We start from the raw sequence: 25,027 nt of genomic DNA, 5'->3' as shown, positions 1-25,027 counted from the left end.
TACCGGGCCTTGGCAAAAACATCAGCCTCGCGACTACACCTCGCTGAGACTCTCCCGCGCCTCGCAAGCCTGGCGCACCGGGGCGAACGAGCGGCGATGGATCGGTGTCGGGCCAAGACGTGCGAGGGCTTCCAGATGAACGGGCGTCGGGTAGCCTTTATGACCGCCGATGCCATAGCCGGGATAGATCAGTTCGAAAGCCGCCATTTCACGATCACGACTGACCTTTGCCAGGATGGAGGCTGCCGCGATCGCCGGCACCTTGCTATCGCCCTTCACCACCGCTTCCGATGGCATGGCCAGTCTGGGGCAGCGGTTGCCATCGATCATCGCCAGTTTGGGCGTAATGTGCAGGCCCTCCACTGCACGCTGCATGGCGAGCATGGTGGCGTGGAGGATGTTCAGTTCGTCGATTTCCTCAACTTCGGCCCGTGCGATGTGCCAGCTCAGGGCTTTCTCGCAAATCTCGTCGTAGAGCTTTTCACGGCGCGCTTCGGTGAGTTTTTTCGAGTCGTTGAGGCCGAGGATCGGACGGTTCGGATCAAGAATCACCGCAGCCGTGACGACCGCACCGCACAAAGGTCCGCGCCCGACCTCGTCAACACCGGCTACCAGTTCGTGGGCTTGGGCAACCAGGCTGAAATCCAGGCCCATTTGCGTACTCATAACGCCTCCTGCTTCTGGCCGATCAGAGTCAACACGGCGTCTGCCGCCTGGTTCGAGGCGTCACGGCGCAGTATGCGATGGATGTCGTCGAAACCACGGGTCTGTTCTTCGCCACCCTCGATCAAGGGGAGCAAGGTTTGCGCGAGCGCCTCAGGCGTTGCATCGTCCTGCAACAACTCCGGCACCAACAAGCGCTGGGCCAGCAGGTTGGGCAGGGAGATGTAAGGACTTTTGACCATGCGCTTGAGAATCCAGAACGTCAGCGGCGCCAGGCGGTAGGCCACGACCATCGGACGCTTGTACAGCAAGGCCTCCAGCGTGGCCGTCCCCGAAGCGATCAACACCGCATCGCAGGCCGCCAGGGCCAGGTGCGATTGACCATCGAGCAGGGTCAACGGCAGGTTGCGCCCTTCCAGCAATGTCTCGATCTGCGCACGCCGTTGCGGGCTGGCGCAGGGCAACACGAAACGTACGCCCGGCTTCAAGACCTGCAGACGCTCTGCGGCGTCGAAAAATACCGAGGCCAGGCGGCCGACTTCGCCGCCACGGCTGCCCGGCATCAGCGCAACCAATGGGCCGTCGGGCAAGCCCAACTCGGCACGCGCGGCCGCGCGATCCGCCTGCAAGGGAATAGTGTCGGCCAGGGTGTGCCCGACAAACCGCACCGGCACGCCCTTTTCTTCATAGAACCGCGCTTCGAACGGCAGCAAGGTCAGCATCAGGTCGCAGCCTTCGCGGATCTTGAGCACGCGCTTCTGCCGCCATGCCCAGACGGACGGGCTGACATAGTGCACTGTCTTGATGCCGGCCTGGCGCAACTTGAGTTCGATATTGAGGGTGAAGTCCGGCGCGTCGATTCCGATAAAGACGTCCGGCTTTTCTTCGATCAGGGTCTGGATCAGCAGCTTGCGGCGGGCCAGCAGCTCGCGCAGGCGGCCCAGCACCTCGACCAGCCCCATGACAGACAAACGCTCCATGGGGAAGTAGGACGTAAGCCCCTCAGCCTGCATCAGCGGGCCGCCGACGCCGATGAACTCTACCGCTGGATGCTGGGCCTTGAGGGCCCGCATAAGACCTGCGCCCAGAATGTCGCCGGAAGCTTCCCCGGCCACCAGCGCGATACGCAGATTAGCCATGATCAGCGGGTGATGCCGCGAGTCGACGCCTGGATCGAGTCACGGAACACCGCGACTTCCGGGAACAACGCTGCCGGCTCGGTCAGTTGGGTCAACGCCTGGTCCACCGTGAGCCCCTGGCGGTAAACCACCTTGTAGGCGCGGCGCAGGGCGTGGATGGCTTCTTCGCTGAAACCTCGACGACGCATGCCTTCGAAGTTCATGCTACGGGCTTCGGCGGGGTTACCGAATACCGTGACGAATGCCGGAACATCCTTGCCAATGGCGGTACCCATGCCGGAAAAGCTGTGGGCACCGATATGGCAGTACTGATGCACCAGGGTGAAACCGGACAGGATTGCCCAATCGTCAACATGCACATGGCCGGCCAACGCGGTGTTGTTGACCAGGATGCAATGGTTGCCGATCACGCTGTCGTGGCCGATATGGGCGTAGGCCATGACCAGGTTGTGGTCACCCAGCGTGGTCTCGGCCCGATCCTGCACGGTGCCACGGTGAATGGTCACGCCTTCACGGATGATGTTGTGATCACCGATTACCAGGCGGGTCTCTTCACCCTTGTACTTCATGTCCGGGGTGTCTTCGCCTACCGAGGAGAACTGGTAGATGCGATTGTACTTGCCAATGCGGGTCGGACCTTTGAGGATCACGTGCGGCCCGATGACAGTCCCCTCGCCGATTTCCACACCTGCGCCGATGATCGACCAGGGGCCGACCTCAACGTCGGCGGCCAGAACGGCCGACGGATCGATGATTGCGCGAGGGTCAATCAAACTCATAGTTTGCGTTCCGCACAGATGATCTCGGCAGAGCACACCGGCTTGCCATCCACCGAGGCCTGGCATTCGAACTTCCAGATCTGGCGCTTGCAGCTGATGAACTTGGCTTCCAGGATCAACTGGTCACCCGGGGTAACCGGATTGCGGAAACGCAACTTGTCGGAGCCCACGAAATAGTAAAGCGTGCCATCGGCAGGCTTGAGGTCGAGCATTTTGAAACCAAGGATACCGGCAGCCTGGGCCATCGCCTCGATGATCAACACACCCGGCATGATCGGATGCGCAGGAAAGTGACCATTGAAGAATGGTTCGTTGATGCTGACATTCTTGTAGGCACGAATGCGCTTTTCCTCGACATTGAGGTCCACTACGCGATCCACCAACAGGAACGGGTAACGGTGAGGCAGGTATTCGCGAATCTCGTTGATGTCCATCATTTCGGGGGGAAGCCTGTAATAAAGATTGGGGGCGGGCGAACTAAAAGCACGCCCCGCTAGCAAATCAAGGAGGCAGTCTAGCGGCTGTGCACACTTGATATGGAAATGGTATCAGCCTTCTGATGAAGCATTACCGCCAGGGGTCACGTCCCCAACACGCTTTTCCAGCTGTTTGAGACGTCGAGCCATGTCGTCGAGCTGCCTCAACCGTGCTGCACTCTTGCGCCATTCAGCCGCAGGCTGCATGGCGGTACCGGAAGAATAAGCACCCGGTTCGGTAATCGAGTGGGTGACCATGGTCATGCCGGTGATGAAGACGTTGTCGCAAATATCGATGTGCCCCACCAGCCCGACGCCACCGGCCAGCATGCAATGCTTGCCGATCCGGGTGCTGCCGGAGATACCCACGCATGCTGCCATGGCGGTGTGATCGCCAATCTGCACGTTGTGGGCGATCTGGATCTGGTTGTCGAGCTTTACGCCGTTGCCGATCACGGTATCGGCCAGGGCCCCGCGATCAACAGCTGTGTTCACGCCAATTTCCACGTCATCGCCGATCAGTACGCCGCCGACCTGGGCAATCTTGTTCCAGATGCCCTTGGAATTGGCAAAGCCAAAGCCTTCACCACCGATCACGGCACCTGACTGGATGACCACACGCTCACCGATACGCACGTCGTGGTACAGGGTTACGCGGGGTGCCAGCCAACCGCCTGCGCCGATTTCGCAGCGCGCACCGATAAAACAATGGGCGCCAATGGTCACGCCCGCCGCAATGCGTGCACCGCTCTCGATCACCGCAAAAGCACCGACGCTGGCAGCAGGGTCAACCTGGGCATCATCGGCGATCACCGCAGACGGGTGAATACCGCTGGCGGCCTTGGGTTTCGGATCGAACAGGTGCGACACCCGCGCATACGCCAGGTAAGGGTCGCCTACCACCAGCGCATCCCCGGCAAACCCTTCGGCATCAGCCGCCTTCAGCAACACGGCTGCGGCTTGGCTGTCGACCAGGTATTTACGGTATTGGGGGTTTGCGAGGAAGCTCAACTGAGCTGGGCCAGCCTCCTGCAAGGTGGCTAGCCCAGTGATTTCCTTCTCCGGGGAGCCACGCAAGGTGGCTCCCAGGAACTCGGCCAACTCGCCGAGCTTGATAGTCGCGGTCATGGCTTACTTCAGCTGGTTCATGCGCTCGATCACCTGACGGGTGATGTCGTATTGAGGCTTGACGTCGATCACAGCGCCACGCTCGAACACCAGATCAAAGGCACCTTTCTTGATGACTTCTTCCACAGCGCTGTCGAGTTTCGGCTTCAGCTGTTTCAGCATTTCACGGTCAGCAACAGCCTTGGCTTCGTTCAGCTCCTTGGACTGGAACTGGTAGTCACGGGCCTTTTGCTTGAATTCAAGCTCCAGACGCTCGCGCTCGCCTTGCTGCATCTTGTCACCACCGGCTACCAGACGATCCTGGATGCCCTTGGCGCTGCTTTCCAGGGTCTTGAGCTTGGTCAGTTGCGGACCGAATTTTTTCTCGGCATCCACGGCGTATTTCTTGGCCGCATCGGATTCCAGCAGGGCCATCTGATAGTTCAGGACGGCGATTTTCATTTCGGCGAAGGCCGGGGTGGTTACCAGCACGGTTGCCAGCAGGACCAATTGAGTCAACTTGCGCACGATGTACTCCTACAGAATCCGTTGTCGTTATCTTGGGTCAGACGCTTAGAACGTCTGGCCGAGGGAGAATTGGAAAATCTGGGTTTCAGCGTTATCCGGTTTCTTGATCGGCATGGCCAGAGCAAAGCTCAATGGGCCAAGCGCAGTCACCCAGGTCACACCCACGCCCACGGAGCTTGCCAGATTACTCAGGCTCACGTCGTTACACTGGGTGTTGGACTTCACGCCGCTCGGGTTACGGATCTGCTCGCACTTGGAGTCGAACACGTTACCCACATCCCAGAATACCGAAGTACGCAGGGAGCGCTGATCTTTCACGAACGGCAGCGGGAACAGGATTTCCGCACCACCCTGGATCAGGACGTTACCACCGAAAGGCAGTGGGTCGTTGTCGGAGTCTGCTACGGTGCCTTGGTTACCGGTTACACCAACACCACGGCTCGGCGTACCACGCGGGCCCAGGGTGCTGTCTTTGAAACCACGTACGGAGTTGAAGCCACCCGCATAGTAGTTCTCGTAGAACGGTAGACCATTGGTGGAGCCATAACCATCGCCATAACCCAGCTCAGTGTGCAGGCGCATGGTGTAGTTGTCGCTCAACGGCTGGAACAGCTGGCCGCGGTAGTCGAGCTTGAAGAACGACAGGTCGCTGCCCGGCGTGGTGGTTTCCAGGGTCAGGCTCTGGGAATGACCACGGGTCGCCAGTACACCTTTGTTCAGGGTCGACTCGGACCAGCCGGCGGACGCCTTGAAGTTCAGGAACTTGTCACCTTCACGACGGGTGAAGTCGAAGATTTCGTCCACGGTGTACACACCGGTCTTGATTTCATCCTGCTGCGCAGTCAAGCCGAACGTCAGGCGCGAGGTCTCGCTGATCGGGTAACCAACGTTCACGCCAGCACCAAGACTATCGATTGCATAGCTGGCTACATCAACGTCGAGATCTTTGTAGTCAGTGGTGCGATAGAAGGCGTTGTAGCCCAGGCTCACACCGTCAGCAGTCCAGTAGGGGTCGGTATAACCGAAGTTATATCGGCTCTGGTATTCGCTTCGGGTCAGGCCGATGGAAACTCGGTTACCGGTACCCAGGAAGTTGTTCTGAGTGATCGAACCACCGAGGATCAGGCCGGCGCTCTGTGCGAAGCCAACACTGGCGGTGATGGAGCCCGATGCCTGTTCTTCTACGGCGTAGTTCACGTCAACCTGGTCATCCACACCCGGTACGGCCGGGGTTTCGACGTTGACTTCCTTGAAGAAGCCCAGACGCTCAAGACGGGTCTTGGACTGGTCGATCAGGTAAGTCGACGCCCAGCCACCTTCCATCTGACGCATTTCACGACGCAGCACTTCGTCCGCAGACTTGGTGTTGCCACGGAAATTGATACGGTTTACGTAGGCGCGCTTGCCTGGATCGACCACGAAGGTGATGTCCACGGTGTGGTCATCATCATGGGGCGTCGGCACGCCGTTGACGTTGGCGAAGGTGTAGCCTTCGTTGCCCAGGCGACGGGTGATCAGTTCGGACGTGGTGGTCATCAGCTTGCGCGAGAACACCTGGTCCTTCTGCACCAGCAACAGCGCCTTGACCTGGTCTTCAGGCACCTTCAGGTCGCCGCTCAGCTTGACGTCGCGAACCTTGTACTTCTCGCCTTCGTTGACGTTGACGGTGATGTAGACGTGCTTCTTGTCCGGGGTGATGGACACCTGGGTCGAAGCGATGTCCATATTGATGTAGCCACGGTCCAGGTAGTAGGAGCGCAGGCGCTCCAGGTCACCAGACAGTTTTTCGCGGGCATACTTGTCATCGTTCTTGAAGAACGACAGCCAGTTGGTGGTCTTGAGTTCGAACAGGTCGATCAGGTCGTCATCAGAGAACTTGGTATTGCCTACCACGTTGATGTGCTGGATCGCCGCCACAGTGCCTTCGTTGATGTTGACCTTGAGGCCGACACGGTTACGCGGCTGCGGCACCACTTCCGTTTCCACGGTCGCGGAGTAGCGGCCCTGCGCAACGTACTGGCGTTGCAGCTCGTTACGCACACCTTCGAGGGTGGCGCGCTGGAAGATCTCGCCTTCGGCCAGGCCGGATTGCTTCAGACCCTTCATCAGGTCTTCAGTCGAGATCGCCTTGTTGCCTTCGATCTCGATACTGGCGACGGAAGGTCGCTCGACCACGGTGATGACCAGGACGTTGCCTTCGCGACCCAGTTGGATGTCTTGAAAGAAACCGGTTTTGAACAGCGCACGAGTGGATTCCACCAGGCGACGGTCATCAGCCTGTTCCCCAACGTTCAACGGCAAGGCACCAAAGACGCTACCCGCGGAAACCCGCTGGAGGCCGTTGACGCGAATATCGGAGATGGTGAAGGACTCGGCGTGAACTTCGGCGATCATCAATACGGTGAGAACCGCAGTTAGCAGCAGACGTTTCATGAAGTCCTTTCTTATTCCAACTGGCAATAAACAAACTGCCGCAAAATGCGGCAGATTCGCAATTCAGCGAAGCGTTACAGTCGACCCAGATCGTTGACCAGGGCTAACAACATCACCCCGACCACCAAACTGATACCGATCTGTATCCCCCAACCCTGCACCCGATCCGACAAGGGGCGACCACGCACCCACTCGACCAGATAAAACAACAGATGCCCCCCATCCAATACTGGAATGGGCAGCAAATTCAGAACCCCCAGGCTAATACTCAGATAAGCCAGGAAATTCAGGAAATCCGCGACACCCGACTGGGCAGAAGCGCCCGCCACTTTAGCAATGGTTATCGGTCCACTCAAGTTTTTTACCGAGAGCTCGCCGAACAACATTTTCTTGAGGGATTCCAGGGTCAGCACACTCATGGTCCAGGTACGTTTCGCACCCTCGCCAATTGCCGCCAACGGCCCGAAACTCACCTCACGCACCATCGATGGCGGCCAATCGACACCTTTGACTCCAGCACCCAGGTAACCCCCGGCCGCCTTGGCTTCCCCGCGAACCGACAAGGTCACAGGGACGTCGATTTGAGCACCGTCGCGCTCAACTTTCAGCACAATTTTGGTATCAGGACGTACACGAACCAGATCGACCACCTGCTGCCAGTCACCCAGTGGCTGACCATCGAGGGCCAACAGGCGATCGCCGGTTTGCAGGCCAGCAGCCTGGGCCGGACCTTTCGGATCCAGCTCGGCAAGCACCGGCGGCAAGGCAGGACGCCATGGACGTATGCCCAGGGATTTGATCGGATCAGGCTCATCTGCGCCCTTGAGCCAGTGGTCGAGAGCCAGTTCACGCGGGCTTTCGGTGGTGGAGCCCTGCTCGCGCACCACTACATTCACAGTCCCGCTTTCGCCCAGGCGACGCACCAACTGCAAATTGACTGCGCCCCAACCCGTGGTGGGTTCGCCATCAATAGAAACAATTTCCTGCCCAGCGACCAGCCCGGCCTTGGCGGCGATGCTGTCCGATTCAACCGCACCGATCACCGGACGCACCTGTTGGCTGCCCAGCATGGCCAACACCCAGAAGAACACCATCGCCAACAGGAAGTTGGCGATCGGACCCGCAGCAACAATGGCGATACGCTGACGAACGGTCTTGCGATTGAAGGATTGATCCAACTGGTCTGCAGGCACTTCGCCTTCGCGCTCATCGAGCATCTTGACGTAGCCACCCAACGGGATGGCCGCAATCACAAACTCGGTGCCACGACGGTCATGCCAGCGCAGCAGCGGCATGCCAAAGCCGACGGAAAAGCGCAATACCTTGACGCCGCAACGACGCGCCACCCAGAAATGGCCGAACTCGTGGAAGGTAACCAGCACGCCCAGAGCAACCAGGGTGCCGACAATCATGTAAAGCGCACTCATCTAATTTCTCCGCATTCCAATCCAGTGCCTGAAGGCTCGAACCCGCCCACAGGCTAACGCGCGTTGCGGCTCAACCATTGCTCTGCCAGGTCCCGAGCCTTGGTATCGGCTTCGAATACCGCCGCCAGGTCATTCACCGCCACGACAGGCTCGAGCGCCAGGACGTCCTCGATGATACTCGCGATCTGCGGAAAGCGGATGCGCCGTTCGAGAAACGCCGCCACAGCCACTTCGTTGGCCGCATTCAGCATTGCTGGCGCGCTGTTCCCCACCTCGGCCGCTTGCCGGGCCAGGCGCAGGCAAGGAAAGCGCTGCTCGTCCGGCGCTTCAAAGTCCAGGCGGGCCACTGCAAACAGATCCAGCGGGGCGACACCGGAATCAATCCGCTCCGGCCAGGCCAAGGCATTGGCAATCGGCGTGCGCATATCGGGGTTACCCAACTGCGCAAGTACCGAACCGTCGACGTAATCGACCAGGGAATGAATAACACTTTGCGGATGAATCACCACTTCGACCTGATCCGGCCGCGCATCGAACAGCCAGCACGCCTCGATCAGTTCCAGCCCCTTGTTCATCATGCTCGCCGAATCCACCGAGATCTTACGCCCCATGGACCAGTTCGGATGAGCACACGCCTGGTCGGGCGAAACATGCTCAAGCTCGGTCAGCGGAGTTTGCCGGAACGGACCACCGGAGGCGGTCAGCAGAATCCGACGCACGCCAACCTGACCCAAACCACGCGCATAGTCGCCAGGCATGCATTGGAAGATCGCGTTGTGCTCGCTGTCGAGCGGCAGCAGCACGGCGCCGCTTTTACGCACTGCTTGCATGAAGAGCGCGCCAGACATGACCAGCGCTTCTTTGTTGGCCAGCAGGATCTTCTTGCCCGCATCTACAGCGGCGAGGGTTGGACGCAGGCCGGCGGCACCGACGATAGCGGCGACTACCGTATCTACCTCAGCGTCAGCCGAGACCTGGCACAACCCCTCCTCGCCCAGCAGCACTCGAGTCGCCAACCCGGCCGCCCGCAGATCATCCTGCAAGCCACGCGCCGCTCCTGCCTCAGGGACTACCACGAAGCGCGGTGCGTGGCGCACACACAAAGCCAACAGCTCGCTCAGACGACTGAACCCAGTCAGGGCAAAGACCTGATAGCGATCAGGATGACGCGCAATCACATCCAGGGTGCTCAGCCCCACCGAGCCGGTTGCACCCAGCACCGTCACTTGTTGAAGGCGGCTCACGAAGCAGTCATCCATAGCAGCACAGCGAAGATCGGAATAGCCGCCGTCAGGCTGTCGATACGGTCCAATACACCACCGTGCCCGGGCAGCAGGTTACTGCTGTCCTTGATGCCGGCCTGACGCTTGAACATGCTTTCGGTGAGGTCACCCACCACAGAAACAAACACGACAATGGCTGTGGCCAGCAGCGCCAGGAAGATTTCCTTCACCGCCCAGCCACGCACGACACCGACCACCAGCGCAATCACCAGTGTCAACGCCAAACCACCATAGACGCCCTCCCAGCTCTTGCCCGGGCTGACCGCCGGCGCCAACTTGCGCTTGCCGAAGGCCCGACCGGAGAAGTAGGCACCGATATCAGCCCCCCATACCAGCACCATGACTGCCAGGATTAACCAGTTACCCATTGGATAACGCTTGATCTCCACCAGCCCTTGCCAAGCCGGCAAGAGGATCAGCAAACCAATCACCAGCTTGCAGGCAACGCTGGACCATTGGCCGCTGGTGCGCGGATAGGTCAGCACCAGGAACGTCGCCAGCGCCCACCACAGCACCGCCGCCCCCAACACCCAGGGCGCGAGATCCGGCAGGATGTACAAGAGGAACGCCAACGCGGCCACGACGGCGGCATACACCACGCGCGGCAACTGCGCGCTGAACCCGGCCAGGCGCGCCCATTCCCAGGCGCCCAGGGTGACGACCAGGCCAATGAACAGCGCAAAGCCGGAACCCTCGAGCAGGAAAAACCCGCACAAGGCGATCGGCAACAGGATCAGTGCAGTGATGATTCGTTGTTTAAGCATTTAAACCCGGGCTCCAGCTTCGATCTGCTCGCTCGTTTTACCGAAGCGACGCTGACGGGAAGCGAAATCGGCCAGTGCATTACGCATGGCATCGTGTTTGAAGTCCGGCCAGAACAGGTCGGAGAAGTACAGCTCGGTATAGGCCAGCTGCCACAGCAGGAAATTACTGATGCGGTGCTCACCACCGGTCCGGATGCACAGGTCCGGCAACGGCAGATCACCGGTCACCAGGCAGGTTTGCAACAGTTCGGGCGTGATGTCGTCGGGCCGCAGGTGCCCGGCCTGCACTTCGCGAGCCAGCCGCTGCGCTGCCTGGGCGATATCCCACTGGCCGCCGTAGTTGGCTGCGATCTGTAGCACAAAACGGTTGGCACCAGCGGTGATTGCCTCAGCCTCGCGCATGGCAGCCTGAAGTTCCGGGTGGAAGCGCGAGCGGTCGCCAATGATGCGCAGGCTGATGTTGTTGTCGTTAAGGCGCTTGGCCTCACGACGCAAGGCCTTGAAGAACAGATCCATCAAGGCACTGACTTCTTCGGCGGGCCGCTGCCAGTTCTCACTGGAGAACGCAAACAGGGTCAACACTTCGACCTTGGCCTCGGCACACACCTCGATCACAGCCCTTACCGCATCGACACCGGCTTTATGCCCGGCGACACCCGGCATAAAGCGCTTCTTCGCCCAGCGATTATTCCCATCCATGATGATCGCGACATGGCGCGGCACCACGGAGGGTACAGTCTGCTTGGTCTTTTCCATGAAGGCGTCCTGACCCCTTATACGGCCATCAGGTCCTTTTCTTTTTCTTCCGTGGCCTTGGTGATCTGGGCCTCGGCATCCTTGGTCAACTTGTCGATATCGGCGGTGGCACGACGCTCTTCGTCTTCGCTGATTTCCTTGTCCTTGACCAACTTCTTCAGGTCACCCAAGGCATCACGACGGATATTACGTACGGCAACACGCGCGTCTTCTGCAGCGCTGCGAGCCTGCTTGGTGAAGCCCTTACGGGTCTCTTCAGTCAGGGCCGGCATGGAGATCAGCAGCAACTCACCCAGGTTGGTCGGGTTGAGGTTCAAACCGGCGCTCTGGATGGCCTTGTCGACAGCACCCAGCATGTTGCGCTCAAACGCTACGACTTGCAGGGTGCGCGAGTCTTTAACGGTAATGTTGGCGACGCTGCTGATAGGGGTATCGGAGCCGTAGTAAGGCACCATCACGCTGCCCAGGATGCTTGGGTGTGCCTTGCCGGTACGAATCTGGCCGAATGCATGGCTCAGAGACTCCAGGGATTTCTGCATACGCGCTTGGGCGTCTTTCTTGATTTCGTTGATCATTGTTGGCCTTCCTCGATCAGAGTCCCTTCTGCGCCGCCGTGTACGATATTCAGCAGGGCGCCGGGCTTGTTCATATTAAATACGCGCAGTGGCATCTTGTGGTCGCGGCACAGACAGATAGCCGTCAGATCCATTACGCCCAGCTTGCGATCCAGCACTTCATCGTAGGTCAGATGATCGAACTTCTCGGCATGCGGGTCTTTGAATGGATCTGCGGTGTACACGCCGTCTACCTTGGTCGCCTTGAGCACCACGTCCGCATCGATCTCGATGGCGCGCAGGCAGGCTGCCGAATCGGTGGTAAAGAACGGGTTACCCGTGCCGGCGGCGAAGATCACCACTTCCTTGGAATTCAGGTGGCGCATGGCTTTGCGGCGGTCATAGTGATCGGTTACGCCGACCATGGAAATAGCCGACATCACGATAGCCGAGATATTGGCGCGCTCCAAGGCGTCACGCATGGCCAGGGCATTCATCACAGTGGCCAGCATGCCCATATGGTCGCCGGTAACCCGGTCCATGCCAGCAGCACTCAGGGCCGCGCCACGGAACAGGTTGCCACCACCGATCACCAGGCCGACCTGTACGCCGATACCGACCAGTTGGCCGACTTCCAGCGCCATGCGGTCGAGCACCTTGGGATCGATCCCGAACTCTTCCGAGCCCATCAGGGCCTCGCCGCTAAGCTTGAGTAGAATGCGTTTATAGCGAGCCTGATAACCACTGCCCTGCTGAGCCATTGCGAATCTCTCCTGCGGCGTATTTTTTAAAAATTCTTGGCGAGCCGTTTTACGGCTTGCGTTCACTCTAGCTGGACGCTGTAACAGCGCCATCGGAACACGGCTTTGTAAGCCAGTTCCGGAGGGATGCCAATTAAAATCGGCCCTCCCATTTGAAAAGAGGCTGCGCGCGTGAGCGGGCAGCCTCTTTCGGGCGACAGTTGAAAGCTGTCTTATTGCTTGGCGGCAGCCAGCTGGGCAGCAACTTCTTCAGCGAAGTTGTCGACCGGCTTCTCGATGCCTTCACCTACTTTGTAGTAAGTGAAGGAAACGATTTCAGCACCGGCTTTCTTGGCCAGTTCGCCAACCTTGATTTCAGGGTTCTTGACGAACGCCTGCTCAACCAGGCTCGCTTCAGCCAGGAACTTGCTGATACGGCCTTTGATCATGTTTTCCACGATGTTTTCTGGCTTGCCGGCGATCTTGTCGGCGTTCAGGCTCAGGAACACCGCTTTTTCACGCTCGATCGCTTCGGCAGACACTTCCGAAGGCAGCAGGAACTCAGGGTTGCTGGCAGCAACGTGCATAGCAATGTCTTTGGCCAGCTCAACGTCGCCGCCTTTCAGAACAACAGCTACACCGATTTTGTTGCCGTGCAGGTAACCACCGACGACATCACCTTCAACGCGAGTCAGGCGACGGATGTTGACGTTTTCGCCAACTTTGCCGACCAGTACCAGGCGATCCGCTTCTTGAGCTTCGATCAGAGGCTCAACGGTGGTCAGCTTCTCATCGAATGCCTTCTTGACGCTGGCAGCAACGAATGCCTTGAAGTCGTCTTGCAGGGCCAGGAAGTCGGTCTGCGAGTTCACTTCCAGCAGAACGGCGGCTTTACCGTCTTCAACCAGGGCGATAGCGCCTTCAGCAGCGACGTTGCCGGCTTTCTTGGCGGCCTTGATGGCGCCGGAAGCGCGCATGTCGTCGATGGCTTTTTCGATGTCGCCGCCAGCCTTGGTCAAGGCCTTTTTGCAATCCATCATGCCTTCGCCGGTACGCTCACGCAGTTCTTTAACCAACGCTGCAGTAATCTCTGCCATTTCAAAATCCTCTTGGATAGGTTTTCAACCATTCCACCCGATCAGACGGGCGATCAATTCTTCCCGAATCTCCCTTGTAGGCCGCTGCACGTTACAGATGATGTAGCCGCGCTGCCGACAAATGGTTTTCGAGGTGGCAAAAAGGGGGCCAAGCCCCCTTTTTGCTTACTGAGTCAACGCCAGGGCGCTAATTACTCAGCGGCAGCTACCGGAGCTTCTTCAACGAACTGCTCGGTACCGCCAGCAACGTGGTTGCGACCACGGATGACAGCGTCAGCCATCGACCCCATGTACAACTGGATGGCGCGGATTGCGTCATCGTTGCCTGGGATGATGTAGTCAACGCCTTCCGGGCTGCTGTTGGTATCGACTACGCCGATAACAGGGATGCCCAGCTTGTTGGCTTCGGTGATCGCGATGCGCTCGTGATCAACGTCGATAACGAACAGTGCGTCAGGCAGACCGCCCATGTCCTTGATACCACCCAGGGAACGATCGAGCTTTTCCAGGTCACGGGAGCGCATCAGCGCTTCTTTCTTGGTCAGCTTGGCGAAAGTACCGTCTTCGGCTTGCACTTCAAGGTCACGCAGACGCTTGATGGAAGCACGGATGGTTTTAAAGTTGGTCAGCATGCCGCCCAACCAGCGATGATCGACGTACGGCGAACCGCAACGTGCTGCTTCTTCAGCAACGATCTTGCCAGCGGAACGCTTGGTGCCGACGAACAGAATCTTGTTTTTGCCTTGGGCCAGGCGCTCTACGAAAGTCAGCGCTTCGTTGAACATTGGCAGGGTTTTTTCAAGGTTGATGATGTGGATCTTGTTACGCGCGCCGAAAATGTACTTACCCATTTTCGGGTTCCAGTAACGGGTCTGGTGACCGAAGTGCACACCGGCCTTCAGCATATCGCGCATGTTGACTTGGGACATGATAGTTCCTTAATAAGTCGGGTTTGGCCTCCACGTATCCCAATGACCAACCAGCGGCATCAAGGCCTCCGGCACCCAGGTCATCGTGTCGACACGTGTGTGGATTTAAGCTTTGCGGGGTATCCCCGGAAAGCGGCGCATTTTATACCACAGCATCGGCAAAAACGGAACACGCAATCACATTTGCCGTTGGGCGCGTTCGTGTAACCCCTTGAATAGAGGTGACATAGCCCTACCTTATAGACAGAAGCGATCATCAGAGGCTCATGATTTGACGCCATGGTCTGTTAGAATCGCGTTTTCTGTGGCTTGTGCGAATTTTGCAACCTTTTGTCGCACGCCCGTAAACCGTATTGATTTCAGCGCGTCGCGCTAGAGAGAGCCTGTATGACCGTTAGTTTGAAAACCGCCGAAGACATCGCTGGCATGCGCATCGCCGGCAAACTGGCTGCCGACGTGCTGGAAATGATTGCCGAACACGTCAAGCCCGGCGTCACCACCGAGACCCTCAACCAGATCTGCCACGACTATATCGTCAACGTGCAGGGCGCCATCCCTGCGCCGCTGAACTACAAGGGCTTCCCCAAGTCGATCTGCACCTCGGTCAACCACGTGGTCTGCCACGGAATTCCGGGTGACAAGCCGCTGAAGGACGGCGACACCCTGAACATCGACGTCACCGTGATCAAGGACCGCTACTTCGGCGACACCAGCCGCATGTTCCACGTCGGCAACGTGCCGGTCTGGGCCGAGCGCCTGTCCCAGGTCACCCAGGAATGCATGTACAAGGCCATCGAAATCGTCAAGCCTGGCTGCCGCCTGGGCGACATCGGCGAAGTGATCCAGAAGCATGCGGAAAAGAACGGCTTCTCGGTGGTACGCGAGTTCTGCGGCCACGGTATCGGCACGGTCTTCCACGAAGAGCCACAGATCCTGCACTACGGCCGCGCCGGCACCGGCATGGAGCTGAAGGCAGGCATGACCTTCACCATCGAGCCGATGATCAACCAGGGCAAGGCCGACACCAAGGTGCTGGGCGACGGCTGGACTGCCATCACCAAGGACCGCAAGCTTTCGGCCCAGTGGGAACACACTTTGCTGGTCACCGAGACCGGCTACGAGATTTTCACGCTGCGCGCCGATGACACGATCCCGCGTACGTCGGGTACAACGTCGGCATAAACGTTGCTCAGGTTTTCCCCCACTGTGTTGTGACTGACTGAATAGATAGAAAGGAAAGCCGATCAATGCCCCAGGTGGATCCCGAACTCTTCGACCGTGGCCAGTTCCAGGCCGAACTGGCCCTGAAGGCGAGCCCCATCGCCGCGTTCAAGAAGGCGATCCGCCAGGCCCGCGAGGTGCTCGACGAGCGCTTTCGCAGGGGCCGGGACATCCGCCGGCTGATTGAGGACCGAGCCTGGTTCGTCGATAACATCCTGCAAAAAGCCTGGGAACAGTTCAGTTGGAGCGAAGACGCCGACATCGCCCTGGTGGCGGTCGGCGGCTACGGTCGCGGTGAGCTGCACCCTTACTCCGACATCGACCTGCTGATCCTGCTGGACAGCGCCGACCATGAGATCTTTCGCGATTCCATCGAGCGCTTTCTCACATTGTTGTGGGACATCGGCCTGGAAGTCGGCCAAAGCGTACGCTCGGTGGACGAATGCGCCGAAGAAGCCCGCGCCGACCTCACCGTCATCACCAACCTCATGGAAAGCCGTACCATCGCCGGCCCCGAGCGCCTGCGCCAGCGCATGCTCGAAGTCACCAGCACCGCGCACATGTGGCCGAGCAAGGACTTCTTCCTGGCCAAGCGCGCCGAGCAAAAGGCCCGGCACCACAAGTACAACGACACCGAATACAACCTGGAACCCAACGTCAAAGGCTCGCCGGGCGGACTGAGGGATATCCAGACGATCCTGTGGGTTGCGCGTCGCCAGTACGGCACCCTGAACCTGCGCGCCCTGGCCGGCGAAGGCTTCCTGGTGGAAAGCGAAAACGCCCTGCTGGCCTCCTCCCAGGAATTCCTCTGGAAAGTGCGCTACGCCTTGCACATGCTGGCCGGGCGTTCCGAAGACCGCCTGCTCTTCGACCACCAGCGCTCCATCGCCACCCTGCTGGGCTTTGAAGGCGAAGACGCGAAGACCAGCATCGAAAGCTTCATGCAGCAGTACTACCGGGTGGTCATGAGCATTGCACAGCTCAGCGACCTGATCATCCAGCATTTCGAAGAAGTGATCCTGGCCCCCGAAGACGAGGCGCCGCCGCAACCGATCAATGCGCGTTTCCAACTGCACGATGGCTATATCGAGGCGCGCAACGACAACGTGTTCCGCCGCACACCGTTTGCCATGCTGGAAATCTTCGTGCTGATGGCCCAGCAGCCGGAAATCAAAGGCGTGCGCGCCGATACCATTCGCCTGCTGCGGGAAAACCGGCACCTGATCGACGAGGATTTCCGCAACGATATCCGCAACACCAGCCTGTTCATCGAGCTGTTCAAGTGCAAGATCGGCATCCACCGCAACCTGCGGCGCATGAACCGTTACGGCATCCTCGGGCGCTACCTGCCGGAGTTCGGTTTTATCGTCGGGCAGATGCAACACGATCTGTTCCACATCTATACCGTGGACGCCCACACCCTGAACCTGATCAAGCACCTGCGTAAGCTGCAGTACACCCAGGTGTCGGAGAAATTCCCGCTGGCCAGCAAATTGATGGCCAAGCTACCCAAGCCCGAGCTGATCTACCTGGCCGGCCTGTACCACGACATCGGCAAGGGCCGGCATGGCGATCACTCCGAGGTCGGTGCGGTTGATGCCGAAGCCTTCTGCCAGCGCCACCAGTTGCCGCTATGGGACAGCCGCCTGATCGTCTGGCTGGTGCAGAACCACCTGGTGATGTCGACCACCGCCCAGCGCAAGGACTTGTCCGACCCGCAGGTGATACACGACTTCGCGCAGATCGTCGGCGATGAAACCCGCCTCGACTACCTGTATGTGCTGACCGTCTCGGATATCAACGCGACCAACCCGACGCTGTGGAACTCGTGGCGCGCCAGCCTGCTGCGCCAACTGTACACCGAGACCAAGCGCGCCCTGCGCCGCGGCCTGGAAAACCCGGTGGACCGCGAAGAGCAGATCCGCCGCACCCAAAGCGCCGCCCTGGATATCCTGGTGCGCGGCGGCAACGACCCGGACGATGTGGAACAACTGTGGTCGCAACTGGGCGACGATTACTTCCTGCGCCACACCGCCGGTGATGTGGCCTGGCACACCGACGCGATCCTGCAGCAACCGGCCGACGGCGGCCCACTGGTGCTGATCAAGGAAACCACCCAGCGCGAATTCGAAGGCGGCACGCAGATTTTCATCTACGCGCCGGACCAGCACGACTTCTTCGCTGTGACCGTAGCGGCCATGGACCAGTTGAACCTGAACATCCATGACGCACGGGTAATCACCTCCAGCAGCCAGTTCACCCTCGACACCTATATCGTGCTCGACACCGATGGCGACTCGATCGGCGACAATCCAGCGCGCGTGAAGAAGATCCGCGAAGGCCTGACCGAGGCCCTGCGCAACCCTGACGACTACCCGACCATCATCCAGCGTCGAGTGCCGCGCCAACTCAAACACTTTGCGTTTGCGCCCCAGGTGACCATTTCCAACGACGCCCAGCGCCCGGTGACGGTGCTCGAACTGAGCGCCCCGGACCGCCCAGGCCTGCTAGCCCGTATCGGTGGGATTTTCCTGGAGTTCGACCTGTCGTTGCAGAACGCCAAGATTGCGACCCTCGGCGAACGCGTGGAAGACGTGTTCTTTATCACCGATGCCGACAACCAGCCGTTGTCCGACCCGGAGCTGTGCCTGCGGTTGCAGGAAGCGATCGTCCAGCAATTGAGCGTGACCCAGGAACCCGGCGTCGAGCTGACACGCCTGACTCTCTAAAAAACAAACAGGGCCCGTGTGCGAGGGGGCTTGCCCCCGATAATGGTGGATCAGATAAAAATGCTTTGGCTGGCACACTGCAATCGGGGGCAAGCCCCCTCCCACATTTAGATGGCTTCGCCCAGCAGACCGCATGCTTTAAACCGAATTGAACGAGATGCCCATGAACAACGCCCTGAACCAACTGCAACCCTACCCGTTCGAGAAACTGCGCGCCCTGCTCGGCAGCGTCACGCCAAACCCGGACAAGCGCCCGATTGCGCTGTCCATCGGCGAGCCGAAGCACAAGTCTCCAACGTTCGTGGCCGAAGCGTTGAGCAACAACCTCGACCAGATGGCCGTGTACCCGACCACCCTGGGTATCCCGGCGCTGCGCGAAGCCATCGGTGCCTGGTGCGAACGTCGCTTCAACGTGCCCAAGGGCTGGCTCGACCCGGCGCGCAATATCTTGCCGGTCAACGGCACACGTGAAGCGCTGTTCGCCTTCACCCAGACCGTGGTCAACCGTGGCGACGATGCACTGGTGGTGAGCCCGAACCCGTTCTACCAGATCTACGAAGGTGCCGCGTTCCTGGCCGGGGCCAAGCCACACTACCTGCCGTGCCTGGACGCCAATGGCTTCAACCCGGACTTCGACGCCGTGACGCCGGACATCTGGAAACGCTGCCAGATCCTGTTCCTGTGCTCGCCCGGCAACCCGACCGGCGCGCTGATCCCGGTCGACACCCTGAAAAAACTCATCGCCCTGGCCGACGAATACGACTTCGTCATCGCCGCCGACGAGTGCTACAGCGAACTGTACTTCGACGAACAAACCCCGCCGCCCGGCCTGCTGAGCGCCTGCGTCGAACTGGGTCGCCAGGATTTCAAGCGCTGCGTGGTGTTCCACAGCCTGTCCAAGCGCTCCAACCTGCCGGGCCTGCGTTCCGGGTTCGTTGCCGGCGATGCCGACATCCTCAAGGCGTTCCTGCTGTACCGCACCTATCACGGCTGCGCGATGCCGGTGCAAACCCAGCTGGCGAGCATTGCCGCCTGGCAGGATGAAGCCCACGTGCACGCCAACCGTGACCTGTATCGCGAGAAATTCGACGCGGTGCTGGCGATTCTCAAGCCGGTGCTGGATGTGCAGAGCCCGGATGGCGGCTTCTATCTGTGGCCGAATGTGAATGGCGACGATGCCGCATTCTGCCGCGATCTGTTCGTGGAAGAACATGTGACCGTGGTGCCGGGTTCGTACCTGTCCCGTGAAGTGGACGGCGCCAACCCCGGCGCTGGGCGAGTGCGTATGGCGTTGGTCGCGCCGTTGGCCGAGTGTGTGGAAGCGGCTGAGCGCATTCGCGATTTTATTCAGCGTCGCCGCTAACGGGCTTGAGGGTCATTTCACCTGACCCAGATTCGCCTCACTCATATCCAGATCCGCCAACACCTCCCTCAGCACGTCATCACCAATCTGGTGATGACGGCTCAGGCTATACAGCTCCAACCGCTGTGCCCGCAGGGCCTTGAGGCGCAATTTGCGCTCGAGCAGGTCCATCTGCCGTGCCAACGCCTGGGCTTCGGCCGAGTCGTTGAACACCTCCAATTGATGGCGATATTCCGACATCAGCCGTGCCTTGAGTTCGGTGGCGAGCGCAGCCTGGGCGGCGTCCTGGGTTTCGGGCTCAACGGGCTCTTCCGTTTCCAGCGCATGGATCGCAGCGACGGCCGTTTTTTTCCAAGCCTCGCGGACCTCTTTATGGCGTTTCTCGTCCGGGCTCTTTTCAATGCCGCGTAACAACAACGGCAAGGCGATACAGGCGGCGATCAGCGACAGGAGGATCACGCCTGCCGCGATGAAGATCAGCAGGTCGCGCTCGGGAAAGTCCTGGCCCGGCGCCAGCAGCAACGGCACCGACATCACACCGGCCAACGTCACCGCACCGCGCACACCACCCACGGTCAACAACCAGCAAGAACGGGCGGTTGGCACCAGCGTCAGCTCGCTTTTCCCACGAATCCGGCGTAACAGGCCGGACAGCCGCCAGATGCTCTGCACCCAGATAAAACGCAGCACGACCAACACCAGGAAGATCGCAATCACATCCAGGCAGCGATAAAACAGGGTCGGCCACAGTGTCGGCTCATGGCTGACCACGGCCTTGATGATGTCCGGCAGTTGCAGGCCCAGCAGCAGGAAGATCAGGCCATTGAAGGCAAACTCCAGCAGCGACCAGACGCTGCGGTTGAGCAAGCGCGTGCTGGTCTGGCGCGGTAGCAGATCAAGCCAGCTTTGCATCATGCCTGCCGCGACCGCCGACAAGATGCCCGAGGCTCCCAGGCGCTCGGCCAGCACATACGCAGCAAAGGGCAGCAACAACATGAACACCACGTGGGTTGCCGGGTCATCCCAGCCACGGGCGATCATCCAGGCGCGCAGTCGGCCGACCAGCCAGCTCAGGGCCACGCCAACGGCCAGGCCACCGACGGCGACCAACACGAAGGTCAGGCTGGCATCCGCCAGGGAAAACACCCCGGTCAACGCCGCCGCCAGGGCAAACTTGAACGTTACCAGGCCCGATGCGTCGTTCATCAAGGCCTCGCCCTGCAACATGTGCATCAGTGGCGTAGGTAAACGATTCTGGGAAATGGCCGACACCGCCACGGCATCCGTCGGCGACAAAACCGCCGCCAGGGCGAAGGCCACCGGCAACGGGATCGTAGGCAATATCCAGTGAATGAAATAACCAGCACCAACCACCGTGAACAACACCAGCCCCACCGCAAGCGTCAGGATCGGCCCACGCAACCGCCACAACTCACGCTTGGGCATACGCCAGCCATCCGAAAACAGCAACGGCGGCAGGAACAGAAACAGAAACAGCTCCGGGTCCAGCGCCACATGCAGGCCCAGCGTCGGCCAGGCCAGCAGGGCTCCGGCAGCAATCTGTACCAGGGGCAACGGCAGAGGAATGACACGCCCAACCAGACGCGAAACGCTGACCAGCATCAGCAGGATAAGAACGGTGTAGGCGGTTTGCATAACGCGGTTTCCCGGACAATCGACTTGCAACGACACACATGAGGCAACAACTGGCCGCCTAAGTGCCATATTACCCAGCTATGTTAACCGCCTATGCTGCCTGCCGGCCTTTGCACATAAGTCGCACGCCGCATGACGAGGGGCACCCGCCCGCTGGTCGTGGCATAATCCGTGACCTTTAATTTTCACTTGGTCCAAAGGGGGGCAATTCCTTGACCGCTTCAAGCAAAACGTTGCACCTTTTCGGCATCAAAGCCTGCGACACCATGAAAAAAGCGCGCACCTGGCTCGATGAGCACGGCGTGGGCTATGAGTTCCACGACTACAAAACGGCCGGTATCGACCGCGAACACTTGACCCAATGGTGCAACGAGCACGGTTGGCAGGTGGTGTTGAACCGTGCGGGCACCACCTTTCGCAAACTCGAAGACGAACGCAAAGCCGATCTCGATCAGTCGAAAGCCATTGAATTGATGCTCGCACAACCCTCGATGATCAAGCGCCCGGTGCTCGATCTCGGTGACAGAACCCTGATTGGCTTCAAGCCAGATAGTTATTCGGCGGCCCTCAAGTAGGCCAGCCCTTTCCATTTTTGTAGAGGTAACAGCATGTCCAATTCCCTGTTCAGCCTGGGCTTCGGCGTCGGCACTCAGAACCGCCAAGGTGCTTGGCTGGAAGTGTTTTACGCACAGCCGCTGCTCAACCCATCGGCTGAAATCGTCGCGGCTATCGCGCCGATCCTCGGTTACACCGAAGGCAACCAGGCCATCACCTTCACCATCAGCCAAGCGCTGCAACTGGCCGATGCCCTCAAGAATGTCGACGCCACCCAAGCCGCGCTGCTCAACCGCCTGGCCGAAAGCCACACCCCGCTGGTCGCCACCCTGCTGGCCGAAGACGCCGCACTGACCTCCACGCCTGAGGCCTACCTCAAGCTGCACCTGCTGTCCCATCGCCTGGTCAAGCCCCACGGCCTGAGCCTGGCCGGTGTGTTCCCGCAGCTGCCGAACGTGGCCTGGACCAGCCAGGGCGCGATCGACATCAACGAACTGGCCGAACGCCAGCTGGAAGCCCGCCTGCGTGGCGAGCTGCTGGAAGTATTCTCGGTGGACAAGTTCCCGAAAATGACCGACTACGTGGTGCCGAGCGGCGTGCGTATCGCTGATGCCGCACGTCTGCGCCTGGGCGCCTACGTGGGCGAAGGCACCACCGTGATGCACGAAGGGTTCATCAACTTCAACGCCGGCACCGAAGGCCCGGGCATGATCGAAGGCCGTGTATCGGCAGGCGTGTTCGTCGGCAAGGGTTCGGACCTGGGTGGCGGTTGCTCCACCATGGGCACCTTGTCCGGCGGCGGCAACATCGTGATCAAGGTCGGCGAAGGCTGCCTGATCGGCGCCAACGCCGGTATCGGTATCCCGTTGGGCGACCGCAACACCGTGGAGTCGGGCCTGTACGTCACCGCCGGCACCAAGGTCGCGCTGCTGGATGAGAAAAACCAATTGGTGAAAGTGGTCAAGGCCCGTGAGCTGGCCGGCCAGCCGGACCTGTTGTTCCGCCGTAACTCCGAGACCGGTGCCGTGGAGTGCAAAACCCACAAATCGGCCATCGAACTGAACGAAGCGCTGCACGCTCACAACTAAGCAGCCACTCGATGCCACTAGCGGGCCCCGACCCTGGGGCTCGCTTATACGAGTCTTGAACACCATGCTAGTGCCCTCCCCCTGGCGCGCCGATTTCCCGGCCATCGCCACCCTGCAACGGCAAGACCAGACGTACCTGGACAACGCCGCCACTACACAAAAGCCCCAGGCCCTGCTGGATGCCATCAGCCATTACTACGCCAATGGCGCAGCCAATGTGCACCGTGCCCAGCACTTGCCCGGCGCCCATGCGACCCAGGCGTTCGAAGACAGCCGCAGCAAGGTCGCGCAGTGGTTGAATGCAGGCGGCAGTGGGCAGATCGTGTTCACCCACGGCGCGACTTCTGCGCTGAACCTCTTGGCCTACGGCCTTGAGCACTTATTCAATGCGGGCGATGAGATTGTGGTCAGCGCCCTGGAACACCACGCCAACCTGCTGCCCTGGCAGCAACTGGCCAAACGCCGCGCTGCCACGCTGGTGGTGTTGCCGTTGAACGATGACGGCGTGATCGACCTGACAGCCGCCGCCGAATTGATCGGCCCGCGTACACGCCTGCTGGCGGTAAGCCAGCTATCCAACGTGCTGGGCGCCTGGCAACCCTTACAGACGCTGATCACAACGGCCAAGGCCCACGGCGCACTGACCGTGGTCGATGGCGCCCAAGGCATCGTCCACGGCCGCCACGACGTGCAGGCCCTGGGCTGCGACTTCTATGTGTTTTCCAGCCACAAGTTGTACGGGCCGGACGGCGTCGGCGTGCTGTTTGGCCGCAACGAAGCCCTGCACCACCTGCACCACTGGCAGTTTGGCGGCGAAATGGTGCAACAGGCCGACTACCACAGCGCCAGTTTCCGCCCGGCGCCGCTGGGTTTCGAAGCGGGCACACCGCCGATTGCCGGCGTGATCGGCCTGGGCGCCAGCCTGGATTACCTGAGTTCGCTGGATCAACCGGCAGTGATCGCCCATGAAGCGGCGTTGCACGAGTATCTGCTGCGCGGTTTGAAAGCGCGCAATGGCGTGCGCGTGCTGGGCTCGCCGCAAGTGGCGTTGGTCAGCTTTGTGGTCGAAGGCGTGCATAACGCCGACCTCGCGCATCTGTTGACCGAACAAGGCATCGCTGTGCGCGCCGGGCACCATTGCGCCATGCCGTTGCTCAAGGCAATGCACTTGTCGGGGGCGATCCGTGTATCGCTGGCGCTGTATAACGATTCCGACGATCTGGAACGCTTTTTTGAAGCACTGGATCAGGCGCTGGATATGCTGCGATGAGCCTGCCGGTGGAGGCAGTCGCTGCACTGGAGGCCTTCCAGGCGGTAGGCAGTTGGGAACAGCGCGCGCGCATGCTGATGCAATGGGGCGAGCGTTTGCCCGCCCTGCCTGCCGAAGATAAAGTCGACGCCAATCTCGTGCAGGGCTGCGAAAGCCTGGTGTGGCTGGTCGGGCAATTGCACGATGGCCATTGGCAGTTCGCCGCCAGCAGCGAGGCGCGGATGATTCGCGGGTTGGTGGCGTTGTTGCTGGCGCGGGTCAATGGACTCTCTGCCGCCGAGCTGCAAGCCGTCGACTTGCCCGACTGGTTCAACCAACTGGGGCTTTCCCGCCAATTGTCGCCGTCGCGCAGCAATGGCCTGAATGCGGTCTTGCAGCGCATGCGAGCATTGAGCCTTATACAAAACTAAATGTGGGAGCTGGCTTGCCTGCGATTACAGGGTGTCAGTCGTCGAAGAGGTTGACTGATG

General features: G+C 60.0%; 23 protein-coding genes. 7 read left to right on the top strand and 16 right to left on the bottom strand.

Features of this window, described 5'->3' with window-relative positions:
* Window positions 1-33: 33 nt before the first annotated feature.
* From rnhB to rpsB, 15 genes are all read right to left on the bottom strand, one after another.
* Entirely contained in the window at window positions 34-666 is a 633-nt protein-coding gene (gene rnhB / locus BFN10_RS05455) for a ribonuclease HII (protein ID WP_071488804.1), read from the bottom strand.
* Window positions 663-1,802: a lipid-A-disaccharide synthase gene (lpxB, locus tag BFN10_RS05450; protein WP_071488803.1), complete on the bottom strand. Its 1,140-nt coding sequence runs from the start codon at window positions 1,800-1,802 to the stop codon at window positions 663-665. The genes rnhB and lpxB overlap by 4 nt, the downstream gene beginning before the upstream one ends.
* A 2-nt stretch (window positions 1,803-1,804) precedes the next feature.
* Window positions 1,805-2,581 (bottom strand): acyl-ACP--UDP-N-acetylglucosamine O-acyltransferase, encoded by a 777-nt coding sequence (gene lpxA, locus BFN10_RS05445; RefSeq protein ID WP_071488802.1) that lies wholly within the window; start codon window positions 2,579-2,581, stop codon window positions 1,805-1,807.
* Window positions 2,578-3,018, bottom strand: coding sequence for a 3-hydroxyacyl-ACP dehydratase FabZ (fabZ, locus tag BFN10_RS05440; RefSeq protein WP_003172281.1), 441 nt, complete (start codon window positions 3,016-3,018; stop codon window positions 2,578-2,580). The genes lpxA and fabZ overlap by 4 nt, the downstream gene beginning before the upstream one ends.
* Before the next feature lie 111 nt (window positions 3,019-3,129).
* Complete coding sequence (gene lpxD, locus BFN10_RS05435) at window positions 3,130-4,185, bottom strand: UDP-3-O-(3-hydroxymyristoyl)glucosamine N-acyltransferase (RefSeq protein WP_071488801.1); 1,056 nt, start codon at window positions 4,183-4,185, stop codon at window positions 3,130-3,132.
* Between the two features lie 3 nt (window positions 4,186-4,188).
* Window positions 4,189-4,692 carry an OmpH/Skp family outer membrane protein gene (locus BFN10_RS05430; RefSeq protein ID WP_003172279.1) on the bottom strand — a complete coding sequence of 168 codons (504 nt, stop codon included), beginning with the start codon at window positions 4,690-4,692 and terminating at the stop codon, window positions 4,189-4,191.
* A gap of 45 nt (window positions 4,693-4,737) precedes the next feature.
* On the bottom strand, window positions 4,738-7,125 hold the full coding sequence (gene bamA / locus BFN10_RS05425; protein WP_058425283.1) for an outer membrane protein assembly factor BamA: 2,388 nt from the start codon (window positions 7,123-7,125) through the stop codon (window positions 4,738-4,740).
* A 74-nt stretch (window positions 7,126-7,199) separates the two neighbouring features.
* Window positions 7,200-8,552, bottom strand: coding sequence for a sigma E protease regulator RseP (gene rseP, locus BFN10_RS05420; RefSeq protein ID WP_071488800.1), 1,353 nt, complete (start codon window positions 8,550-8,552; stop codon window positions 7,200-7,202).
* A 53-nt stretch (window positions 8,553-8,605) separates the two neighbouring features.
* Window positions 8,606-9,796, bottom strand: coding sequence for a 1-deoxy-D-xylulose-5-phosphate reductoisomerase (gene ispC / locus BFN10_RS05415; protein WP_071488799.1), 1,191 nt, complete (start codon window positions 9,794-9,796; stop codon window positions 8,606-8,608).
* Window positions 9,793-10,599, bottom strand: coding sequence for a phosphatidate cytidylyltransferase (locus BFN10_RS05410; protein ID WP_071488798.1), 807 nt, complete (start codon window positions 10,597-10,599; stop codon window positions 9,793-9,795). The genes ispC and BFN10_RS05410 overlap by 4 nt, the downstream gene beginning before the upstream one ends.
* Window positions 10,600-11,355: a polyprenyl diphosphate synthase gene (uppS, locus tag BFN10_RS05405; protein ID WP_016974405.1), complete on the bottom strand. Its 756-nt coding sequence runs from the start codon at window positions 11,353-11,355 to the stop codon at window positions 10,600-10,602.
* A gap of 17 nt (window positions 11,356-11,372) precedes the next feature.
* Window positions 11,373-11,930, bottom strand: a complete 558-nt coding sequence (frr, locus tag BFN10_RS05400; RefSeq protein ID WP_012722596.1) for a ribosome recycling factor — start codon at window positions 11,928-11,930, stop codon at window positions 11,373-11,375.
* Entirely contained in the window at window positions 11,927-12,670 is a 744-nt protein-coding gene (pyrH, locus tag BFN10_RS05395; protein WP_003189161.1) for a UMP kinase, read from the bottom strand. Before pyrH ends, frr begins: the two co-directional genes overlap by 4 nt.
* 212 nt (window positions 12,671-12,882) lie before the next feature.
* Window positions 12,883-13,746, bottom strand: a complete 864-nt coding sequence (gene tsf / locus BFN10_RS05390; protein ID WP_058425287.1) for a translation elongation factor Ts — start codon at window positions 13,744-13,746, stop codon at window positions 12,883-12,885.
* A gap of 191 nt (window positions 13,747-13,937) precedes the next feature.
* Window positions 13,938-14,675: a 30S ribosomal protein S2 gene (gene rpsB, locus BFN10_RS05385; RefSeq protein WP_003189158.1), complete on the bottom strand. Its 738-nt coding sequence runs from the start codon at window positions 14,673-14,675 to the stop codon at window positions 13,938-13,940.
* A gap of 387 nt (window positions 14,676-15,062) precedes the next feature.
* On the opposite strand from rpsB, the gene map reads away from it, so the two are divergent.
* The 3 genes from map to dapC all read left to right on the top strand — a co-directional run bounded on the left by map (window position 15,063) and on the right by dapC (window position 19,988).
* Entirely contained in the window at window positions 15,063-15,857 is a 795-nt protein-coding gene (map, locus tag BFN10_RS05380; RefSeq protein ID WP_058425288.1) for a type I methionyl aminopeptidase, read from the top strand.
* A 65-nt stretch (window positions 15,858-15,922) separates the two neighbouring features.
* Complete coding sequence (locus BFN10_RS05375) at window positions 15,923-18,625, top strand: [protein-PII] uridylyltransferase (protein ID WP_071488797.1); 2,703 nt, start codon at window positions 15,923-15,925, stop codon at window positions 18,623-18,625.
* Window positions 18,626-18,788: 163 nt separating this feature from the next.
* Window positions 18,789-19,988, top strand: a complete 1,200-nt coding sequence (gene dapC / locus BFN10_RS05370; protein WP_071488796.1) for a succinyldiaminopimelate transaminase — start codon at window positions 18,789-18,791, stop codon at window positions 19,986-19,988.
* 12 nt (window positions 19,989-20,000) lie between these two features.
* On the opposite strand, the gene BFN10_RS05365 is transcribed toward dapC, so the two are convergent.
* Window positions 20,001-21,644: a Na+/H+ antiporter gene (locus BFN10_RS05365; RefSeq protein WP_071488795.1), complete on the bottom strand. Its 1,644-nt coding sequence runs from the start codon at window positions 21,642-21,644 to the stop codon at window positions 20,001-20,003.
* Window positions 21,645-21,910: 266 nt separating this feature from the next.
* Between BFN10_RS05365 and BFN10_RS05360 the strand changes: the two genes are divergently transcribed.
* From BFN10_RS05360 to BFN10_RS05345, 4 genes are all read left to right on the top strand, one after another.
* Window positions 21,911-22,219, top strand: a complete 309-nt coding sequence (locus BFN10_RS05360) for an arsenate reductase (protein ID WP_231999482.1) — start codon at window positions 21,911-21,913, stop codon at window positions 22,217-22,219.
* Between the two features lie 33 nt (window positions 22,220-22,252).
* Window positions 22,253-23,287, top strand: coding sequence for a 2,3,4,5-tetrahydropyridine-2,6-dicarboxylate N-succinyltransferase (gene dapD, locus BFN10_RS05355; RefSeq protein ID WP_058425293.1), 1,035 nt, complete (start codon window positions 22,253-22,255; stop codon window positions 23,285-23,287).
* Between the two features lie 64 nt (window positions 23,288-23,351).
* A complete protein-coding gene (locus tag BFN10_RS05350) occupies window positions 23,352-24,557 on the top strand; it encodes an aminotransferase class V-fold PLP-dependent enzyme (RefSeq protein ID WP_071488794.1) in 1,206 nt (401 codons plus the stop codon).
* Window positions 24,554-24,967 (top strand): SufE family protein, encoded by a 414-nt coding sequence (locus tag BFN10_RS05345; protein WP_071488793.1) that lies wholly within the window; start codon window positions 24,554-24,556, stop codon window positions 24,965-24,967. The genes BFN10_RS05350 and BFN10_RS05345 overlap by 4 nt, the downstream gene beginning before the upstream one ends.
* Window positions 24,968-25,027 lie beyond the last annotated feature (60 nt).

The sequence above is a fragment of the Pseudomonas extremorientalis genome, from assembly GCF_001870465.1.
Classification (GTDB): Bacteria; Pseudomonadota; Gammaproteobacteria; order Pseudomonadales; family Pseudomonadaceae; genus Aquipseudomonas; species Aquipseudomonas extremorientalis.
The sequence above is the reverse complement of the archived record's forward strand: the minus strand, read 5'-3'. Positions and strand labels throughout refer to the sequence as shown.